The sequence below is a fragment of the Mariniflexile sp. genome (genome assembly GCF_052728615.1).
In genome coordinates this window covers 69,707-86,079 of the sequence record NZ_JBFVFE010000013.1, presented here as the reverse complement: position 1 = coordinate 86,079, position 16,373 = coordinate 69,707, and the positions used below count along the sequence as shown (strand labels likewise).

General features: G+C 36.2%; 29 protein-coding genes. All 29 read right to left on the bottom strand.

The genetic code is table 11. The annotated features are described in order from the left end of the window. Nucleotides 1-123: 123 nt before the first annotated feature. The 29 genes from carA to rplC all read right to left on the bottom strand — a co-directional run bounded on the left by carA (nt 124) and on the right by rplC (nt 15,849). Nucleotides 124-1,230 (bottom strand): glutamine-hydrolyzing carbamoyl-phosphate synthase small subunit, encoded by a 1,107-nt coding sequence (carA, locus tag ACU1LP_RS07540; protein ID WP_445735961.1) that lies wholly within the window; start codon nt 1,228-1,230, stop codon nt 124-126. 119 nt (nt 1,231-1,349) lie between these two features. Further along, nucleotides 1,350-1,844 (bottom strand): 50S ribosomal protein L17, encoded by a 495-nt coding sequence (rplQ, locus tag ACU1LP_RS07535; protein ID WP_445735960.1) that lies wholly within the window; start codon nt 1,842-1,844, stop codon nt 1,350-1,352. A 151-nt stretch (nt 1,845-1,995) separates the two neighbouring features. After that, on the bottom strand, nt 1,996-2,988 hold the full coding sequence (locus ACU1LP_RS07530) for a DNA-directed RNA polymerase subunit alpha (protein WP_445735959.1): 993 nt from the start codon (nt 2,986-2,988) through the stop codon (nt 1,996-1,998). Between the two features lie 96 nt (nt 2,989-3,084). Continuing rightward, entirely contained in the window at nt 3,085-3,690 is a 606-nt protein-coding gene (rpsD, locus tag ACU1LP_RS07525) for a 30S ribosomal protein S4 (protein ID WP_445735958.1), read from the bottom strand. Nucleotides 3,691-3,915: 225 nt separating this feature from the next. Continuing rightward, nucleotides 3,916-4,308: a 30S ribosomal protein S11 gene (gene rpsK / locus ACU1LP_RS07520; RefSeq protein ID WP_445735957.1), complete on the bottom strand. Its 393-nt coding sequence runs from the start codon at nt 4,306-4,308 to the stop codon at nt 3,916-3,918. A 116-nt stretch (nt 4,309-4,424) separates the two neighbouring features. Continuing rightward, nucleotides 4,425-4,799: a 30S ribosomal protein S13 gene (gene rpsM / locus ACU1LP_RS07515; RefSeq protein WP_445735956.1), complete on the bottom strand. Its 375-nt coding sequence runs from the start codon at nt 4,797-4,799 to the stop codon at nt 4,425-4,427. 2 nt (nt 4,800-4,801) lie between these two features. Beyond that, entirely contained in the window at nt 4,802-4,918 is a 117-nt protein-coding gene (gene ykgO / locus ACU1LP_RS07510) for a type B 50S ribosomal protein L36 (protein WP_074961360.1), read from the bottom strand. A gap of 86 nt (nt 4,919-5,004) precedes the next feature. After that, nucleotides 5,005-5,220, bottom strand: coding sequence for a translation initiation factor IF-1 (infA, locus tag ACU1LP_RS07505; RefSeq protein ID WP_028289261.1), 216 nt, complete (start codon nt 5,218-5,220; stop codon nt 5,005-5,007). A 112-nt stretch (nt 5,221-5,332) separates the two neighbouring features. Continuing rightward, the gene (gene secY / locus ACU1LP_RS07500) at nt 5,333-6,679 is read right to left on the bottom strand and encodes a preprotein translocase subunit SecY (RefSeq protein WP_445735955.1); all 1,347 of its coding nucleotides are present in this window, start codon (nt 6,677-6,679) and stop codon (nt 5,333-5,335) included. A 15-nt stretch (nt 6,680-6,694) separates the two neighbouring features. Next, the gene (gene rplO / locus ACU1LP_RS07495; protein WP_445735193.1) at nt 6,695-7,147 is read right to left on the bottom strand and encodes a 50S ribosomal protein L15; all 453 of its coding nucleotides are present in this window, start codon (nt 7,145-7,147) and stop codon (nt 6,695-6,697) included. Nucleotides 7,148-7,159: 12 nt separating this feature from the next. Next, nucleotides 7,160-7,342, bottom strand: a complete 183-nt coding sequence (gene rpmD, locus ACU1LP_RS07490) for a 50S ribosomal protein L30 (protein ID WP_379938279.1) — start codon at nt 7,340-7,342, stop codon at nt 7,160-7,162. Nucleotides 7,343-7,509: 167 nt separating this feature from the next. After that, complete coding sequence (gene rpsE, locus ACU1LP_RS07485) at nt 7,510-8,034, bottom strand: 30S ribosomal protein S5 (RefSeq protein WP_445733962.1); 525 nt, start codon at nt 8,032-8,034, stop codon at nt 7,510-7,512. Between the two features lie 6 nt (nt 8,035-8,040). Next, nucleotides 8,041-8,397 carry a 50S ribosomal protein L18 gene (gene rplR / locus ACU1LP_RS07480; RefSeq protein ID WP_445733963.1) on the bottom strand — a complete coding sequence of 119 codons (357 nt, stop codon included), beginning with the start codon at nt 8,395-8,397 and terminating at the stop codon, nt 8,041-8,043. Between the two features lie 87 nt (nt 8,398-8,484). After that, a complete protein-coding gene (gene rplF, locus ACU1LP_RS07475) occupies nt 8,485-9,027 on the bottom strand; it encodes a 50S ribosomal protein L6 (protein WP_445733964.1) in 543 nt (180 codons plus the stop codon). Nucleotides 9,028-9,038: 11 nt separating this feature from the next. Further along, on the bottom strand, nt 9,039-9,437 hold the full coding sequence (rpsH, locus tag ACU1LP_RS07470; protein ID WP_445733965.1) for a 30S ribosomal protein S8: 399 nt from the start codon (nt 9,435-9,437) through the stop codon (nt 9,039-9,041). Between the two features lie 68 nt (nt 9,438-9,505). After that, a complete protein-coding gene (gene rpsN / locus ACU1LP_RS07465) occupies nt 9,506-9,775 on the bottom strand; it encodes a 30S ribosomal protein S14 (protein ID WP_445733966.1) in 270 nt (89 codons plus the stop codon). A gap of 3 nt (nt 9,776-9,778) precedes the next feature. Beyond that, nucleotides 9,779-10,330 (bottom strand): 50S ribosomal protein L5, encoded by a 552-nt coding sequence (gene rplE / locus ACU1LP_RS07460; RefSeq protein ID WP_445733967.1) that lies wholly within the window; start codon nt 10,328-10,330, stop codon nt 9,779-9,781. Nucleotides 10,331-10,332: 2 nt separating this feature from the next. Then, nucleotides 10,333-10,644: a 50S ribosomal protein L24 gene (gene rplX, locus ACU1LP_RS07455; protein WP_445733968.1), complete on the bottom strand. Its 312-nt coding sequence runs from the start codon at nt 10,642-10,644 to the stop codon at nt 10,333-10,335. 14 nt (nt 10,645-10,658) lie between these two features. After that, a complete protein-coding gene (rplN, locus tag ACU1LP_RS07450; RefSeq protein ID WP_445733969.1) occupies nt 10,659-11,027 on the bottom strand; it encodes a 50S ribosomal protein L14 in 369 nt (122 codons plus the stop codon). A 2-nt stretch (nt 11,028-11,029) separates the two neighbouring features. Further along, a complete protein-coding gene (rpsQ, locus tag ACU1LP_RS07445; protein WP_117172447.1) occupies nt 11,030-11,287 on the bottom strand; it encodes a 30S ribosomal protein S17 in 258 nt (85 codons plus the stop codon). A 12-nt stretch (nt 11,288-11,299) separates the two neighbouring features. After that, nucleotides 11,300-11,491 carry a 50S ribosomal protein L29 gene (gene rpmC / locus ACU1LP_RS07440; protein ID WP_445733970.1) on the bottom strand — a complete coding sequence of 64 codons (192 nt, stop codon included), beginning with the start codon at nt 11,489-11,491 and terminating at the stop codon, nt 11,300-11,302. 102 nt (nt 11,492-11,593) lie between these two features. Next, entirely contained in the window at nt 11,594-12,013 is a 420-nt protein-coding gene (gene rplP, locus ACU1LP_RS07435; protein WP_379938292.1) for a 50S ribosomal protein L16, read from the bottom strand. A gap of 21 nt (nt 12,014-12,034) precedes the next feature. Further along, on the bottom strand, nt 12,035-12,766 hold the full coding sequence (gene rpsC, locus ACU1LP_RS07430; protein WP_445734560.1) for a 30S ribosomal protein S3: 732 nt from the start codon (nt 12,764-12,766) through the stop codon (nt 12,035-12,037). A gap of 9 nt (nt 12,767-12,775) precedes the next feature. Further along, nucleotides 12,776-13,183, bottom strand: coding sequence for a 50S ribosomal protein L22 (rplV, locus tag ACU1LP_RS07425; RefSeq protein ID WP_445734561.1), 408 nt, complete (start codon nt 13,181-13,183; stop codon nt 12,776-12,778). A 6-nt stretch (nt 13,184-13,189) separates the two neighbouring features. Then, entirely contained in the window at nt 13,190-13,468 is a 279-nt protein-coding gene (rpsS, locus tag ACU1LP_RS07420) for a 30S ribosomal protein S19 (protein WP_445734562.1), read from the bottom strand. A 3-nt stretch (nt 13,469-13,471) separates the two neighbouring features. After that, nucleotides 13,472-14,296: a 50S ribosomal protein L2 gene (gene rplB, locus ACU1LP_RS07415; protein ID WP_445734563.1), complete on the bottom strand. Its 825-nt coding sequence runs from the start codon at nt 14,294-14,296 to the stop codon at nt 13,472-13,474. 10 nt (nt 14,297-14,306) lie between these two features. Next, nucleotides 14,307-14,597, bottom strand: coding sequence for a 50S ribosomal protein L23 (gene rplW / locus ACU1LP_RS07410; protein ID WP_445734564.1), 291 nt, complete (start codon nt 14,595-14,597; stop codon nt 14,307-14,309). A gap of 5 nt (nt 14,598-14,602) precedes the next feature. Beyond that, complete coding sequence (gene rplD / locus ACU1LP_RS07405) at nt 14,603-15,232, bottom strand: 50S ribosomal protein L4 (protein ID WP_445734565.1); 630 nt, start codon at nt 15,230-15,232, stop codon at nt 14,603-14,605. After that, complete coding sequence (rplC, locus tag ACU1LP_RS07400) at nt 15,232-15,849, bottom strand: 50S ribosomal protein L3 (RefSeq protein ID WP_445734566.1); 618 nt, start codon at nt 15,847-15,849, stop codon at nt 15,232-15,234. Before rplC ends, rplD begins: the two co-directional genes overlap by 1 nt. Nucleotides 15,850-16,373 lie beyond the last annotated feature (524 nt).

Below are 16,373 nucleotides of genomic sequence, written 5' to 3'. Positions count from 1 at the left end.
GGCTTTAAGTCATTTTTAAATTCATTATTGAAGATAAAAAAGAGAACGAAATTTTAAATTTTAAATACTTCAAATTTGACACCCCACCTCACAGGTTTCAAAACCTGTGAGGTCTTTAGCTCACTAATTCTTCTTTATATTTTCAATAAATTGATCGAACAAATATGACGAGTCATGCGGTCCTGGACTTGCCTCTGGATGGTACTGCACCGAAAAACAGTTTTTGTTTTTCATGGCCAACCCTGCCACTGTGTGGTCGTTTAAGTGCACGTGGGTAATTTCTAAATCCGGGTGCGCTTCCGTTTCTTCCCTGCTTACTGCAAATCCATGATTTTGTGAGGTTATTTCTCCTTTTCCTGTGATTAAATTTTTCACGGGATGGTTAATGCCTCTGTGGCCATTGTGCATTTTATAAGTAGAAACCCCGTTTGCCAAAGCGATAACTTGGTGCCCCAAACAAATACCGAACAATGGCAAATCTCTTTTAATGATTTCCTTAGCCAAGGTTTGTGCCTCTACCAAAGGCTCCGGATCGCCAGGTCCATTTGATAAAAAGTACCCATCTGGTTTAAAAGTCTCCAAATCTTCAAACTTGGCATTAAAAGGGAACACTTTTATATAAGCATCTCTTTTTGCAATGTTGCGCAGTATATTCTTTTTAATCCCAATATCCAAAGCTGCTACTTTATAGGTGGCATTTTCATTACCAAAATAATAGGGTTCTTTGGTGGACACTTTCGATGCCAATTCTAAACCTTCCATATCCGGCACCTCTGCCAATTGCTTTTTTAACCCATCAATATTATCAACATCAGTTGAAATAACAGCGTTCATAGCACCGTGGTCTCTAATATAACTCACTAAAGCCCTGGTGTCCACATCCGAGATGGCAAAAAGATTGTTTTCATCCAAAAAATTTTCCAAAGAACCATCGGCATCATCACGAGAATAATCATAACTAAAATTTTTACAGATTAATCCAGCAATTTTAATCGAATCAGATTCTACTTCTTCATTATTAACGCCATAGTTCCCTATATGGGCATTGGTGGTAACCATTAGTTGTCCGAAGTAAGACGGATCTGTAAAAATTTCTTGGTAACCGGTCATTCCGGTGTTAAAACACACTTCACCGAATGCTGTGCCTTGTTTGTTACCTACTGCTTTTCCATAAAAAATGGTGCCATCTGCCAATAGAATGATGGCTTTTTGTCGTTTTTGATATTTCATTTATTACTTTTTGATATAAAGATTCCCGCCTGCGCGGGAACAAGGGTTTTACAAAAATGCATAAAAAAAAGGATAACCTAAAACAGATTATCCTTTATATTTAAAATGTTTATCAACATTTATTCCTCTTCGTCTTTTGTTGCTTTTGGCTCCACAGCAGGTTTGGCTACGGGTGCAGCCCCAGCAGCAGGTTTAGTGCCACCTCTTCTGCTTCTTCTTGTTGTTTTCTTCTCGGGCTTGGCAGCATTGTAAATTTCGTTATAATCTACAAGCTCTATCATCGCCATGTCTGCATTATCACCTAAACGATTTCCAAGTTTTATGATTCGTGTGTAACCTCCTGGACGATCTCCAACCTTAGGGGCAACATCTCTAAACAATTCAGCTACTGCATCTTTTTGTCTTAAGCGGGACATTACTATACGTCTGTTGTGGGTAGTGTCTTCTTTGGACTTAGTAATCATGGGCTCTACAAATTGTCTTAAAGCTTTTGCTTTGGCAACTGTAGTGTTAATACGCTTGTGCTCAATTAAAGAACAAGCCATATTAGCTAACATTGATTTTCTATGAGCAGTCTTTCTGCTTAAATGGTTTATTTTTTTTCCGTGTCTCATGACATTTTGAATTTGACATCATCTTGCTACCATATCCATTCGGAGAGCAAATTATGAGTCGTTAGTAATTATTTTTTTTGATTTACGAATTTTGATTTACGAAATACGATTGCTTTAAATCCAAAATCGTAACTCACAAATCGTAATTCGTTTAATCTTTATCTAATTTATATTTGCTTAAATCCATTCCGAAGTTCAACCCTTTTACAAGAACCAGTTCTTCCAGTTCTGTTAAGGATTTTTTGCCAAAGTTTCTGAATTTCATTAAATCATTTTTATTGAAAGATACTAAGTCGCCTAAAGTATCAACTTCCGCCGCTTTTAAACAGTTAAGTGCACGTACAGATAAATCCATATCGATTAACTTCGTTTTAAGCAATTGGCGCATGTGAAGAGATTCTTCATCATAAGTCTCCGTTTGTGCTATTTCATCAGCTTCTAAAGTGATACGCTCATCAGAGAATAACATAAAGTGGTGAATTAACGTTTTTGCTGCTTCTGTTAAAGCATCTTGAGGTGTAATTGATCCATCGGTAATTATTTCAAAAACCAGTTTTTCATAATCCGTTTTTTGTTCCACACGATAGTTTTCAATACTATACTTAACGTTTTTTATTGGTGTGTATATAGAATCCGTAAAGATGGTTCCAACGGGTGCCGCAGCTTTTTTGTTCTCTTCCGCAGGCACATAGCCTCTACCTCTTTCAATGGTAATTTCCATGTTGAAATTTACTTTAGGATCTAAATTACAGATAACCAGTTCTGTATTCAATACTTGGAATCCTGAAATGAATTTCTGGAAATCTCCAGCTGTAATTTGTTCTTGACCTGATATTGAAATGGAGATAGACTCATTATCAATGTCATCAATCTGTCTTTTAAAACGTGCTTGTTTTAAATTTAAAATGATTTCAGTAACATCCTCAACCACTCCAGCAATTGCTGAAAACTCATGGTCAACACCTTCTATTCTAACGGATGTTATTGCAAATCCTTCCAATGAAGAAAGTAACACTCTTCTTAGTGCGTTACCTACCGTTAAACCATAACCAGGTTCTAAAGGGCGAAATTCGAATTTCCCTTCAAAATCCGTAGAATCGATCATGATTACTTTGTCGGGCTTCTGAAAATTAAATACTGCCATATTTTTCTTCGTTTTAATTGTTATTTAGTTGCGCGGTCTATAAGTTTGAAGAAGCACCAATAAACCCTTTGGCCAAATACCAATATGATTAATTTATTATTTAGAATATAATTCGACGATGAATTGTTCGTTTATGTTTTCTGGAATTTGAATTCTCGCAGGAATAGAAACATAGGTTCCTTGTTTCGTATCGTCGTTCCAAGTAATCCATTCATAAACGTGACTTGAGTTTGAAAGCGATCTTTCAATAGCTTCAAGTGATTTGGATTTTTCTCTAACAGCTACAACATCACCTGCTTTTAAAGAGTAAGAAGGTATGTTTACCAACTCACCATTTACAGTAATGTGTCTGTGGGAAACTAATTGTCTAGCACCACTTCTTGAAGGGGCAATGCCCATTCTGAAAACGACGTTATCTAATCTAGATTCACAAAGTTGTAATAAAACCTCACCTGTGATGCCTTGTGCAGCTCTTGCGCTTTTAAATAAGTTTCTGAATTGACGCTCTAAAATACCATAAGTATATTTAGCTTTTTGCTTCTCCATCAATTGGATTGCGTATTCAGATTTTTTTCCACGACGACGTGCGTTTCCGTGTTGACCTGGAGGGTAATTTCTTTTTTCAAAAGATTTATCTTCTCCAAAAATAGCTTCACCGAACTTTCGGGCTATCTTCGTTTTAGGACCAGTATATCTTGCCATTTTAAATTGTTTTTTAAGAGTAGTTGTGAATTAAGGTCTTAATCTTATCCTTCGACAACCATTGGTCTCTTTTTGATACTTGTTAATATTATTTTTTTCAGTTTGCAAATTTACACATAAAAAATTAATATCAACTATTAAAAACAGTCGATATTAATTTTTCTGATGTACGATTTTTTTATTAGGTTTTAAAATCCAAAATCGTAACTCTAAAATCGTAATTTGTTATACTCTTCTGCGCTTTGGAGGACGACATCCATTATGTGGAAGCGGCGTAACATCAATGATTTCAGTTACTTCTATTCCAGCATTGTGAATTGAACGGATAGCAGATTCTCTACCGTTTCCTGGTCCTTTAACATACACTTTTACTTTTTTCAATCCAGCTTCTGATGCTACTGCCGCAGCATCTTCAGCAGCCAATTGTGCTGCATAAGGTGTGTTTTTTTTGGAACCCCTAAATCCCATCTTACCAGCAGATGACCATGAAATAACATCTCCTTTTTTATTGGTAAGTGAAATAATGATGTTGTTGAAAGAAGCATTAACATGAGCTTCTCCTACAGAGTCAACAATAACTTTACGTTTTTTTGTGCTCTTTGTATTTGTTTTTGCCATTTTTAATAGTTTCCAGTTATTAGTTGATAGTCGCTAGAATCCTAAACCTTTTATAATTTCAAACAGATTCCCTTCCAACGTCTATCCCGATAGCTATCGGGACTAAAGACTAATTGTTATTTAGTTGCTTTTTTCTTGTTAGCAACCGTTTTTCTTCTACCTTTTCTAGTTCTAGAGTTGTTTTTGGTACGTTGCCCTCTTAAAGGAAGACCCGATCTGTGACGAATACCTCTGTAACATCCAATATCCATTAATCGTTTAATGTTCAATTGGGTTTCAGAACGTAATTCACCTTCGATTTTAAAAGTTCCAACAGCTTCACGAATACCACTAATTTGGTCATCGTTCCAATCTTGGACTTTAATACTTTCATCAACATTAGCTTCCGCTAATATTTTTTTAGCTCTACTTCTACCTATTCCATAGATATAAGTTAAAGCGATCACTCCTCTTTTGTTTTTTGGTATGTCTACACCTGCAATTCTTGCCATAATTACCCTTGTCTTTGTTTAAATCTAGGATTCTTTTTGTTTATTACGTAAAGTCTACCTTTTCTACGCACGATTATACAATCTGCACTTCTTTTTTTAACTGATGCTCTTACTTTCATAATTTGAGATTTATGATTTACGATTTACGATTTGGGATTTACTGAAAATTTTCATTCGAAAATCGTAATTCGTCCTTCTAAAATTTTTAATATCTATAAGTTATTCTTGCCTTAGATAAATCATAAGGACTCATTTCCAATTTCACTTTATCCCCTGGCAATAATTTAATGTAATGCATACGCATTTTACCGGAAATATGTGCCGTCACAATGTGACCGTTCTCTAACTCAACACGAAACATTGCATTTGATAATGCTTCTATAATGGTTCCGTCTTGCTCTATTGCTGCTTGTTTTGCCATTTTTAAGTTATTGGTTATTGGTTATTGGTTATTGGTATAGTTTTATTGAAAATTGTCTTATTCTAAAAAAATCTAACTTCTAACTTCTAACTTCTAACTTTTATTATCCATATTAAGCTAATGCCTTTCTATTTTTACCTGTTTTCATCAAGCCGTCGTAGTGTCTGTTCAACAAATAAGAATTTACTTGTTGCATAGTATCTATGGCAACACCCACCAAAATAATTAATGAAGTGCCTCCAAAAAATAGCGCCCATCCTTGTTGAACTCCCATAAGCTTAACTATGAGTGCCGGAAATACAGCGATAAATGCTAAAAATATAGAACCCGGTAAGGTAATTTGAGACATTATTTTATCTAAATATTCTGAGGTTTCAGAACCTGGACGAATGCCAGGAATAAAACCACCACTACGTTTTAAATCATCTGCCATTTTATTTGTTGGCACCGTAATCGCTGTATAGAAATAGGTGAAAATGATAATCAATATAGCGAATGTAATGTTGTAAGCCAATCCGAAAATATCGGCATAGTTAGTTTGCATCCACGATCCAAAAGCGGTTTCTTTTAAAAATGAAGACCCACCTATTAAACTAGGAACAAACATAATGGCTTGCGCAAATATTATGGGCATCACTCCCGAAGCATTAAGCTTTAAAGGAATATATTGTCTTGAACCAGCCATGGCGCTTTTTTCGTAACCACCCGAGGCAGTTCTTCTAGCATATTGTACCGCAATTTTTCTAACGGCCATAACCAACATGATACAACCAAGAATGATAGCAAACCACAGTACCAATTCAAAAAGAATCAGCATCACGTTATTACCTTCTAACCTGGTAGCGGCATTTTGGATAAACGATGCAGGCAACCTTGCAATAATACCTACCATAATCAATAAGGAAATACCATTGCCAATACCTTTATCGGTTATTTTTTCGCCCAACCACATGGCGAATATGGTTCCCGTTATTAAAATAATTACAGAAGAGGAATAGAACAATGGTCCTGTACCCAATAAAAAGGCACTTGCAGGAATACCTAATGCGGGCAAACTCGCCAAATACCCTGGGGCTTGCAATAAACTGATGGCGATGGTTAACCAACGTGTAATCTGATTGATTTTCTTTTGGCCACTGGCGCCTTCTTTTTGCAGTTTTTGTAAATATGGTATGGCTATTCCCATTAGCTGCACCACAATAGAAGCAGAAATGTATGGCATGATACCCAGTGCGAATACCGAAGCATTTGCAAAAGCACCACCCGTAAAGGCATTAAGCAGTCCCAATAAGCCAGAATCCGTATTATCAGCCAAACCTCCTAATTGGGCAGCATCAATACCTGGCAGAACCACTTGAGCACCAAAACGGTAAACCAATAACAAGCCTAAAGTAACAATAATCCTGTTTCTTAGTTCTTCAATTTTCCAAACATTCTTTAACGACTCTATAAATTTCATACTTATAACAAGGTCTTATAATGTTACAGCTTCTCCACCGGCAGCTTCAATAGCAGCTTTTGCTGAAGCAGTAAATTTATGTGCAGATACTTTTAATTTTGCTTTTAATTTACCTCTACCCAAAATTTTAACCAAATCATTTTTTCCGGCTAAACGGTTTGCAAACAAGGTGTCAAAATCTACGGTGCCGGTTGCTTTTTTCTCATCAACCAACTGTTGCAACGTATCTAAATTGATACCTTGGTACTCTATGCGGTTAATGTTGGTAAAACCAAATTTAGGCACACGTCTTTGAAGTGGCATTTGCCCTCCTTCAAATCCTATTTTCTTAGAATAGCCAGAACGGGATTTTTGGCCTTTGTGTCCTTTTGTAGCAGTACCACCTTTACCAGAACCTTGTCCTCTGCCTATTCTTTTACCTTGATTTTTAACTGAACCTTCTGCAGGTTTCAAATTACTTAAATCCATTTCAGTATATTATTATTTAATTTCCTCTACGGAAACTAAGTGATTTACTTTACTTACCATACCAAGAATACTTGATGTAGCTTCGTGCTCTTTTACCTGACCGATTTTTCTAAGACCTAAAGACTCTAAAACTCTTTTTTGCCTTAACGGACAATTGATTGCACTTTTAACTTTTGTAACTTTAATTTTTGCCATCTTTATTAGTATTAAGTAGTGGGTATTATGTATTAAGTAGTTGGTGTTAAGTAATTGGTTGGTATTAAAAAAATCATTAAAATTAACATGAGATTAGTAACAACATCTTTATACTTTTTTTACGTTGTACTCATATCTTAATACTTTGTACCTGCATCTATAGTTAATTATGCTTTAAAAACTTGTTCAAGTGAAATACCTCTATCTCTAGCAATGGTATTGGCATCCCTTAATTGCAATAAGGCATCAAAAGTGGCTTTTACAACGTTATGGGGATTTGATGATCCTTGGGATTTTGATAACACATCGTGTACACCAACGGCCTCAAGTACGGTTCTTACAGCACCACCAGCAATGACACCGGTACCTTGCGCTGCAGGAATAATATTTACCCGTGCCCCACCATATTTACCTTTTTGCTCATGTGGCAGTGATTTTCCTTTTAAAGGAATACGAACCAGGTTTTTTTTGGCATCTTCAACCGCTTTTGCAATGGCACTGGCTACATCTTTGGATTTTCCTAAACCCTGTCCTACAACACCAGCTTCATCTCCAACTACAACAATAGCTGAAAAACCAAATGCTCTACCTCCTTTAGTTACTTTTGTAACTCTCTGTACACCAACCAAACGATCTTTAAGATCTAATCCGCCTGGTTTTACTAATTCTGCACTTTTATATTTACGATACATAATTTCTTAGAATTTAAGTCCTGCTTCTCTAGCTCCTTCAGCTAATGATTTTACTCTACCATGATATAAATAACCGCCTCTATCAAAAGCAATGGTTTCTACACCAGCTTTTAAAGCTTTTTCAGCAAGGGCCTTACCTACTAATTTGGCTACTTCTATCTTAGTTCCTTTCGCAGAACTAACATCTTTATCTCTTGAAGATGCTTCACTGATGGTTACACCGGTTACATCATCTACTATTTGAGCATAAATTTCTTTATTACTTCTAAAAACAGCTAATCTAGGTCTAGCTTCTGTACCAGAAACTATCTTGCGTATTCTGCTTTTGATTCTTATTCTTCTTTCGTGTTTTGTTAATGCCATCTCGATTTACGATTTATGATTAACGATTTAAGATTTATGATTTACCAAATAACTTCGTAATTCTAAAATCTACAACCGTAAATACTTTTAAGCTGATTTACCTGCTTTTCTTCTTAATACCTCACCAACAAACTTAACCCCTTTACCTTTGTAAGGCTCTGGTGGCCTAAAACCACGAATCTTTGCAGCTACTTGACCCACAAGTTGTTTATCATGTGAAGTTAGTTTGATGATAGGGTTTTTACCTTTTTCACTTATTGTTTCCAATTTAACTTCTGGAGCTAAATTCATAACAATTGCATGGGAAAATCCTAATGCCAATTCCAATTTTTGTCCTTGGTTACTCGCTCTGTATCCTACACCAACCAATTCTAATTGTTTAGTCCACCCGTTTGAAACCCCTTCAATCATGTTCAGCATTAATGATCTGTATAAACCATGTTTTGCTTTTTGATCTTTGGTGTCCGAAGAACGTGTTACTAAAACATTTCCATCTTCAACTTTAATATTTACAGAATCGAAATTTTGGGTCAATTCCCCTAATTTTCCTTTTACCGTAACCACGCCGTCTTTTATATCAACTGTAACGCCTTGTGGAATTACTACTGGGTTATTACCTATTCTTGACATATCTTATCTTTTTAGTAAACGTAACAAATTACTTCACCACCTACATTATCTCTTTTTGCTTGTTTACCGGTCATGACTCCATGAGAAGTAGAAACGATGGCAATACCAAGACCATTAAGAATTCTAGGTAATTCTTTTGAATTTGAATACTTACGCAAACCTGGTTTACTTATTCTTTCAATCTTTTTTATTACAGGCTCTTTAGTTTCTTTGTTGTACTTAAGCGCTATTTTAATGGTGCCTTGTACTGAAGAATCATCAAACTTGTAACTTAAAATATATCCTTGCTCGAATAATATTTTAGTAATGTCTTTTTTAAGATTAGAAGCAGGAATCTCCACCACTCTGTGGTTTGCACTCACCGCATTTCTAATACGTGTCAAATAATCCGCTATTGGATCTGTGTACATAATGAATTGATTTTGCGATCTTGGTTTTCGGAATATCCCGAACCTTAAATCTGATTATTTAAATAATATTACCAACTTGCTTTTGTTACTCCAGGAATAAGACCATTATTGGCCATTTCTCTAAAAGTTACACGAGAAACTCCAAATGTTCTCATGTACCCTCTTGGTCTTCCTGTTAATTTACATCTATTGTGCATACGAACCGGAGAGGCGTTTTTAGGCAACTTTTGTAATGCTTCATAATCGCCAGCTTCTTTTAAAGCTTTACGTTTCTCAGCATATTTAGCTACTGTTTTAGCTCTTTTCACCTCGCGGGCTTTCATTGATTCTTTAGCCATAACTTAGTTTTTTTGAAAAGGGATTCCTAATTCGGTTAATAATGATTTTGCTTCTTTATCAGTTTCAGCAGAAGTTACAAATGTAATATCCATCCCCGAGATTTTATTGACTTTATCAATATTGATCTCTGGGAAGATGATTTGCTCGGTAACGCCTAAATTGTAGTTACCTCTTCCATCAAATCCTGTAGCTTTTATGCCGTTAAAATCTCTTACACGTGGAAGCGCAGAAGTAACCAAACGGTCTAAAAACTCATACATTCTTTCTCCGCGTAAAGTAACTTTAACACCAATGGGCATCCCTTTACGTAATTTGAAAGATGCCACATCCTTTTTAGAAATGGTTGCTATAGCTTTTTGTCCAGATATAGTAGTTACCTCTTCTACTGCGTAGTCGATTAACTTTTTGTCTGCAACCGCTGCTCCAACACCTTTAGATATCACTATCTTTTTTAGTTTAGGAACCTGCATCACATTTTTATATCCAAATTCTTCGGTAAGAGCTGCAATTACTCTGCTTTTATACTCTTCTTTAAGTCTCGGTGAATATGCCATAACTATATTACTTCATTGGATTTTGTTGAAAATCTTACTTTCTTGCCGCCTTCAACTTTATAACCTATTCTAGTTGTTTCACCTTTTTTGGTCAACAATGATAAGTTGGAAATATGAATGGCAGCTTCTTTCTCTACGATTCCGCCTTGAGGGTTTTTTGCACTTGGTTTAGTATGTTTCTTAACCATGTTAATGCCCTCAACAATCGCTTTGTTCTTATCAATCAATACTTTTTGTATTTTACCTTCAGCACCTTTATGGTCTCCAGCAATCACTTTTACAGTATCTCCAGTTTTTATTTTAAGCTTTGTCATCTTACATTAATGTATTAAAGCACTTCAGGTGCTAATGATACAATTTTCATGAATTGTTTATCACGAAGTTCTCTAGCAACCGGACCAAATACACGGGTGCCTCTCATTTCTCCTTGCGGATTTAAAAGCACGCATGCGTTATCGTCAAATCTTATATAAGATCCGTCTGGTCTTCTTACTTCTTTTTTAGTACGTACAACAACTGCTGTAGAAACAGCACCTTTTTTAATGTTTCCATTAGGTGTTGCGTCTTTAATGGAAACCACAATTTTGTCTCCTACAGATGCATATCTTCTTTTAGTGCCACCTAAAACGCGGATAGTTAAAACTTCCTTGGCTCCAGTGTTATCTGCTACTTTTAATCTTGATTCTTGCTGTACCATAATTATTTAGCTCTTTCTATGATTTCAACTAATCTCCAACATTTAGATTTACTTAAAGGCCGTGTTTCCATGATCCTTACCGTATCCCCAATATTGCAATCGTTCGTTTCGTCGTGCGCAACATATTTTTTTGTTTTTAACACGAACTTACCATACATAGGGTGTTTTACTTTTTTAACCTCCGCAACAACTATTGATTTTTGCATTTTGTTACTAGTAACAACTCCTATACGTTCTTTTCTTAAATTTCTTGTTTCCATCTTGTAGCAGAATTATTGTAATTCTCTTTTAGTTAATTCGGTCGCAACTCTAGCTACTGAACGTCTTATGTTACGCAGTTGAATTGGATTTTCTAAAGGAGATATTGCATGCGCCAATTTTAGGTCTGAATAACTCTTTTTTGTTTCACTAAGTTTCTCTTGTAACTCAGCTACAGATAATTCTTTAATTTCCGATTGTTTCATCTGTGATTTTTGTTTTTTTTAAATTTGTCAGATGTCATTCGCTATTTATATTTTTCGTTAACCTGAAAATTATTAACAGCTCATTTCATGATATCAAATAAATTATGCTTCGTAATCGTTTGCAATTATAAACTTAGTTTTCACTGGAAGTTTTTGTGCTGCCAAACGTAACGCTTCTTTTGCGATTTCCAATGACACTCCTCCAACTTCAAAAAGCATTCTTCCCGGTTTAACAACGGCTACCCAATATTCAACGGCACCTTTACCTTTACCCATACGTACTTCAAGAGGTTTCTTTGTGATTGGCTTGTCTGGAAATATCTTGATCCAAAGTTGCCCTTCTCTTTTCATGTAACGTGTAGCGGCAATACGCGCAGCTTCTATTTGACGTGATGTTAAAAACTCAGACTCGAGTGATTTTATACCAAAAGTTCCGTTTGAAAGTAAGTGCCCTCTTTGGGAAAGACCTTTCATACGTCCTTTTTGTTGCTTACGGAATTTTGTTCTTTTAGGCTGTAACATGTTTCTTTACTTTATAAAAAATTACTTTCTACGACGTGGTTTGGAATTATTTCCCCCACGTGGTGCTGCTCCTGCACCTGCCTTCCCTTGCTTTTTGGACAATCCAACTAGCGGAGAAAGTTCTCTTTTACCATATACTTCACCTTTCATAATCCACACTTTCACACCCAATCTACCATAAGTAGTGTGTGCCTCAACAAGTGCATAATCAATATCGGCTCTAAAGGTTGATAAAGGAATACGTCCTTCTTTGTAGTGCTCTGAACGTGCCATTTCAGCACCATTCAAACGACCACTGATTTGAACTTTAATTCCTTCAGCATTCATACGCATGGTAGCAGCAATAGCCATTTTAATGGCGCGACGGTATGAAATTCTGTTTTCAATTTGACGTGCAATGCTAGTTCCTACTAAAAATGCATCCAGTTCAGGTCTCTTGATTTCAAAGATGTTGATCTGAACTTCTTTACCGGTAATTTTTTTAAGCTCTTCTTTTAACTTATCTACCTCTTGGCCACCTTTCCCGATAATGATACCAGGACGCGCCGTTGTGATAGTAACGGTTACAAGTTTTAAAGTTCTCTCAATAATTACTCTACTTACACTAGCTTTAGATAAACGTACGTGTACGTATTTTCTAATTTTATCGTCTTCGGCAAGCTTATCTCCATAATCATTTCCTCCGTACCAGTTGGATTCCCATCCTCTGATAATCCCTAAGCGATTTCCGATTGGATTTGTTTTTTGTCCCATACTTCTATCTTAGCTTTGTGTGTTATTGTTGGCTCCAACTACGATGGTTACGTGGTTTGAACGTTTTCTAATTCTGTGTGCACGACCTTGAGGTGCCGGACGCAATCTTTTTAACATGGCACCGCCATCTACTCTAATTTCCTTTACAACCAATTCAGCGTCTTCAATGCTAGCGTCTTCGTTTTTGGATTGCCAGTTGGCAATTGCCGATAAAAGCAATTTCTCCAACTTACCAGAAGCTTCTTTTTGGTTGAACTTTAAAATATAAAGTGCTTTTTCTACTTTTTCGCCTCTTACCAAATCGGCTACTAAACGCATTTTTCTCGGTGATGTAGGACAGTTATTAAGTTTTGCAAAAGCAATATCTTTTTTTGCTTCCTTAATAGCGTCTGCCATTTGTTTTTTACGACTTCCCATAGCTTACTACTTTTTACCTTTATTTTTAGCACCTGCATGCCCACGGAATGAACGTGTTGGTGAAAATTCCCCTAATTTATGGCCTACCATATTCTCAGTAACATATACCGGTACAAATTGGCGGCCATTGTGCACTGCGATGGTTTGTCCAACAAAATCCGGCGTAATCATACTGGCTCTAGACCAAGTTTTGATGACTGTTTTTTTGTTGGTTTCAACATTCGTTGCCACTTTTTTATCTAATTTATAATGAACGTAAGGTCCTTTTTTTAATGATCTTGCCATGTCTTATTTCTTTCTACGTTCTACAATATATTTATTACTTGCATTCTTTTTAGAACGGGTTCTATATCCTTTAGCCGGTATACCTTTTCTAGAACGTGGATGTCCTCCGGAAGATTTACCTTCACCACCTCCCATAGGGTGATCAACAGGATTCATTACTACTGGTCTGGTACGTGGACGTCTTCCCAACCATCTTGTTCTACCTGCTTTACCAGATACTAACAATTGATGGTCTGAATTGGAAACCACACCTACAGTTGCCAAACAATTAACAAGAATCAATCTTGTTTCCCCGGAAGGTAATTTAATAGTTGCAAACTTACCATCTCTTGCCATTAATTGGGCAAAAGCACCAGCACTACGAGCCATAATGGCTCCTTGGCCCGGACGTAACTCAACACAAGAAATAATAGTTCCCAATGGAATCTGGCTAAGCGGCATAGCATTACCAATTTCTGGTGCTGCACCTTCTCCCGAAACCACTGTTTGACCAACTTGCAAACCGTTTTGTGCAATGATATATCTTTTTTCGCCATCTTGATAGTTCAATAATGCGATAAAAGCGGTTCTGTTTGGATCGTATTCGATAGACTTAACTTCCGCAGGAATTCCAGCTTTGTTACGTTTGAAATCGATAATACGATACTTTTTTTTATGACCCCCACCTATATAGCGCATGGTCATTTTTCCTTGACTGTTTCTACCACCAGACTTTTTATGCGGAGCTATTAAACTTTTCTCCGGCTTATCAGTAGTAATGGCGTCAAATCCATTGACTACTCTAAATCGCTGTCCTGGGGTGATTGGTTTTAATTTTCTTACTGACATTGGTCTTTAATTACATGTTACTGTATAAATCAATCATTTCACCTTCCGCCAGTTGTACAATTGCTTTTTTAACAGCATTTGTTTTACCATGTTGGATACCCGTTTTTGTAAACTTGGTACTCCTATCTGGACGGACATTTATAGTACGAACTTTTTTAACAGAAACACCATAAGCAGCTTCCACCGCTTTTTTGATTTCTACCTTGTTCGCCTTTGTGTTCACCGAGAACGTATAGCAGTTTCTCAACTCGCTATTTGCTGTCGCTTTTTCTGTGATTATAGGTTTAATTAAGATACTCATGGTTTCTATTTACTTAAGTTTGTTTCAATTCCTTCTAAAGCACCTTCCAAAAGAATCACTTGATTAGCATTTAAAATCTTGTAAGTGTTTAATTCTGAAGAAGTTATAACTTCAGAACCTTTCAAATTGCGCGATGACAAATATACATTATTATTTGGCCCGCCCAACACAAACAAAGATTTTTTGTTTTCTAGGTTTAATGCCTTTAAAACAGCTGTGAAATTTTTAGTTTTTACGGTGTCAAAATTAAAATCTTCCAACACTACAATGGATTGCTCACCTGCTTTGATGCTTAAGGCCGATTTACGTGCCAAACGCTTCACGTTTTTATTCAATTTGAAGCTATAACTTCTTGGTCTTGGACCGAACATACGACCCCCACCTTTAAAAACTCCAGATTTAATACTACCAGCTCTTGCGGTACCAGTTCCTTTTTGCTTTTTAATCTTACGCGTACTTCCAGAAATCTCAGCACGCTCTTTCGCTTTGTGGGTTCCTTGTCTTTGGTTTGCCAAATATTGTTTAACATCCAAATATACCGCGTGGTTATTAGGGGCAATAGCAAATACATCTTTAGAAAGGTCTGCCTTTCTACCTGTATCTTTTCCGTTTATATCTAAAACTGCTACTTTCATTATTTTCTGATAATTACATAAGCGTTTTTATGTCCAGGCACACAACCTTTAACAACGAGTAGGTTTTTATCTGCCACTACTTTCAAAACTCTTAAATTTTCAACTTTTACGGTATCTCCGCCCATTCTTCCTGCCATACGGATTCCTTTAAAAACCCGCGCAGGATACGATGCAGCGCCCACAGAACCAGGGGCCCTTAAACGGTTGTGCTGGCCGTGGGTAGCTTGCCCTACACCAGCAAATCCATGGCGTTTTACAACCCCTTGGAATCCTTTTCCTTTTGATATACCGGCGATATCAACAAATTCACCTTCTGTAAAGTGTTCAACAGTGATTGCATCACCTAATTTGTACTCCTTATCAAAACCTTTGAATTCAACGATTTTGCGTTTTACAGAAGTCCCTGCTTTCTTAGCATGACCTAGGTCTGCTTTGGTGGCACTTTTTTCTGTCGCGTCATCGAAACCTAATTGAACCGCTTTATAGCCGTCAATTTCTTCAGTTCTGACTTGGGTAACGATACATGGCCCAGCTTCGATTACTGTACATGGAATGTTTTTTCCATTTTCATCGAAGATGCTGGTCATACCGATTTTTTTTCCAATTAACCCAGACATTTTAATTTTAGATTTACGATTGTTGATTTACGATTTCGGAACTCTTCCGATTAAACCTTCAATCTTGATTATTAATTATTACTCTATTTACGAAACGTTATATATAACGTCTTTATAAAAAATTTCAGGGACAAAATACCTTTCGTCCCTGAATTGTATTTTTCCGTTTTTCCCTCGCTCGCAGCTTAGGACATGTGTTTAAAAATTTTATGAAAAAGATACTTTTGCCAAGTAATCCATTTCAAAGCTATTTTTAACGAGGTGCAAATTTAGTGACTTTTTATATATTAATCCAAATTATTATTCAGTTATTTTTAGCACCTGTCAAAAAAATAATGAGGACACTCCGTCCATAAAATAAAAATTGCTGTTTTTATTCTTAAGTTATTGGTTATCAGCTACTAGTTTTGACTTTTTTTCACGTCTTGCAGAAACCAATATTTTATAAGGTGATTACATTTGGGGAACTTTATCATGACCATGTGATAAAGACAATATATTCTAAATTTTAGTGAAGATTAATA

What these genes read in the sequence shown, in the direction of transcription:
- carA (WP_445735961.1), bottom strand. Translation starts at nt 1,230, where the DNA reads ATGAAATATCAAAAACGACAAAAAGCCATCATTCTATTGGCAGATGGC.
- rplQ (WP_445735960.1), bottom strand. Translation starts at nt 1,844, where the DNA reads ATGAGACACGGAAAAAAAATAAACCATTTAAGCAGAAAGACTGCTCAT.
- ACU1LP_RS07530 (WP_445735959.1), bottom strand. Translation starts at nt 2,988, where the DNA reads ATGGCAGTATTTAATTTTCAGAAGCCCGACAAAGTAATCATGATCGAT.
- rpsD (WP_445735958.1), bottom strand. Translation starts at nt 3,690, where the DNA reads ATGGCAAGATATACTGGTCCTAAAACGAAGATAGCCCGAAAGTTCGGT.
- rpsK (WP_445735957.1), bottom strand. Translation starts at nt 4,308, where the DNA reads ATGGCAAAAACAAATACAAAGAGCACAAAAAAACGTAAAGTTATTGTT.
- rpsM (WP_445735956.1), bottom strand. Translation starts at nt 4,799, where the DNA reads ATGGCAAGAATTGCAGGTGTAGACATACCAAAAAACAAAAGAGGAGTG.
- ykgO (WP_074961360.1), bottom strand. Translation starts at nt 4,918, where the DNA reads ATGAAAGTAAGAGCATCAGTTAAAAAAAGAAGTGCAGATTGTATAATC.
- infA (WP_028289261.1), bottom strand. Translation starts at nt 5,220, where the DNA reads ATGGCAAAACAAGCAGCAATAGAGCAAGACGGAACCATTATAGAAGCA.
- secY (WP_445735955.1), bottom strand. Translation starts at nt 6,679, where the DNA reads ATGAAATTTATAGAGTCGTTAAAGAATGTTTGGAAAATTGAAGAACTA.
- rplO (WP_445735193.1), bottom strand. Translation starts at nt 7,147, where the DNA reads ATGGATTTAAGTAATTTGAAACCTGCAGAAGGTTCAGTTAAAAATCAA.
- rpmD (WP_379938279.1), bottom strand. Translation starts at nt 7,342, where the DNA reads ATGGCAAAAATTAAAGTTACAAAAGTTAAAAGTGCAATCAATTGTCCG.
- rpsE (WP_445733962.1), bottom strand. Translation starts at nt 8,034, where the DNA reads ATGTATCGTAAATATAAAAGTGCAGAATTAGTAAAACCAGGCGGATTA.
- rplR (WP_445733963.1), bottom strand. Translation starts at nt 8,397, where the DNA reads ATGGCATTAACAAAACACGAAAGAAGAATAAGAATCAAAAGCAGAATA.
- rplF (WP_445733964.1), bottom strand. Translation starts at nt 9,027, where the DNA reads ATGTCAAGAATAGGTAATAACCCAGTAGTAATTCCACAAGGCGTTACA.
- rpsH (WP_445733965.1), bottom strand. Translation starts at nt 9,437, where the DNA reads ATGTACACAGATCCAATAGCGGATTATTTGACACGTATTAGAAATGCG.
- rpsN (WP_445733966.1), bottom strand. Translation starts at nt 9,775, where the DNA reads ATGGCTAAAGAATCAATGAAAGCCCGCGAGGTGAAAAGAGCTAAAACA.
- rplE (WP_445733967.1), bottom strand. Translation starts at nt 10,330, where the DNA reads ATGGCATATTCACCGAGACTTAAAGAAGAGTATAAAAGCAGAGTAATT.
- rplX (WP_445733968.1), bottom strand. Translation starts at nt 10,644, where the DNA reads ATGACAAAGCTTAAAATAAAAACTGGAGATACTGTAAAAGTGATTGCT.
- rplN (WP_445733969.1), bottom strand. Translation starts at nt 11,027, where the DNA reads ATGGTACAGCAAGAATCAAGATTAAAAGTAGCAGATAACACTGGAGCC.
- rpsQ (WP_117172447.1), bottom strand. Translation starts at nt 11,287, where the DNA reads ATGGAAACAAGAAATTTAAGAAAAGAACGTATAGGAGTTGTTACTAGT.
- rpmC (WP_445733970.1), bottom strand. Translation starts at nt 11,491, where the DNA reads ATGAAACAATCGGAAATTAAAGAATTATCTGTAGCTGAGTTACAAGAG.
- rplP (WP_379938292.1), bottom strand. Translation starts at nt 12,013, where the DNA reads ATGTTACAGCCTAAAAGAACAAAATTCCGTAAGCAACAAAAAGGACGT.
- rpsC (WP_445734560.1), bottom strand. Translation starts at nt 12,766, where the DNA reads ATGGGACAAAAAACAAATCCAATCGGAAATCGCTTAGGGATTATCAGA.
- rplV (WP_445734561.1), bottom strand. Translation starts at nt 13,183, where the DNA reads ATGGGAAGTCGTAAAAAACAAATGGCAGACGCTATTAAGGAAGCAAAA.
- rpsS (WP_445734562.1), bottom strand. Translation starts at nt 13,468, where the DNA reads ATGGCAAGATCATTAAAAAAAGGACCTTACGTTCATTATAAATTAGAT.
- rplB (WP_445734563.1), bottom strand. Translation starts at nt 14,296, where the DNA reads ATGTCAGTAAGAAAATTAAAACCAATCACCCCAGGACAGCGATTTAGA.
- rplW (WP_445734564.1), bottom strand. Translation starts at nt 14,597, where the DNA reads ATGAGTATCTTAATTAAACCTATAATCACAGAAAAAGCGACAGCAAAT.
- rplD (WP_445734565.1), bottom strand. Translation starts at nt 15,232, where the DNA reads ATGAAAGTAGCAGTTTTAGATATAAACGGAAAAGATACAGGTAGAAAG.
- rplC (WP_445734566.1), bottom strand. Translation starts at nt 15,849, where the DNA reads ATGTCTGGGTTAATTGGAAAAAAAATCGGTATGACCAGCATCTTCGAT.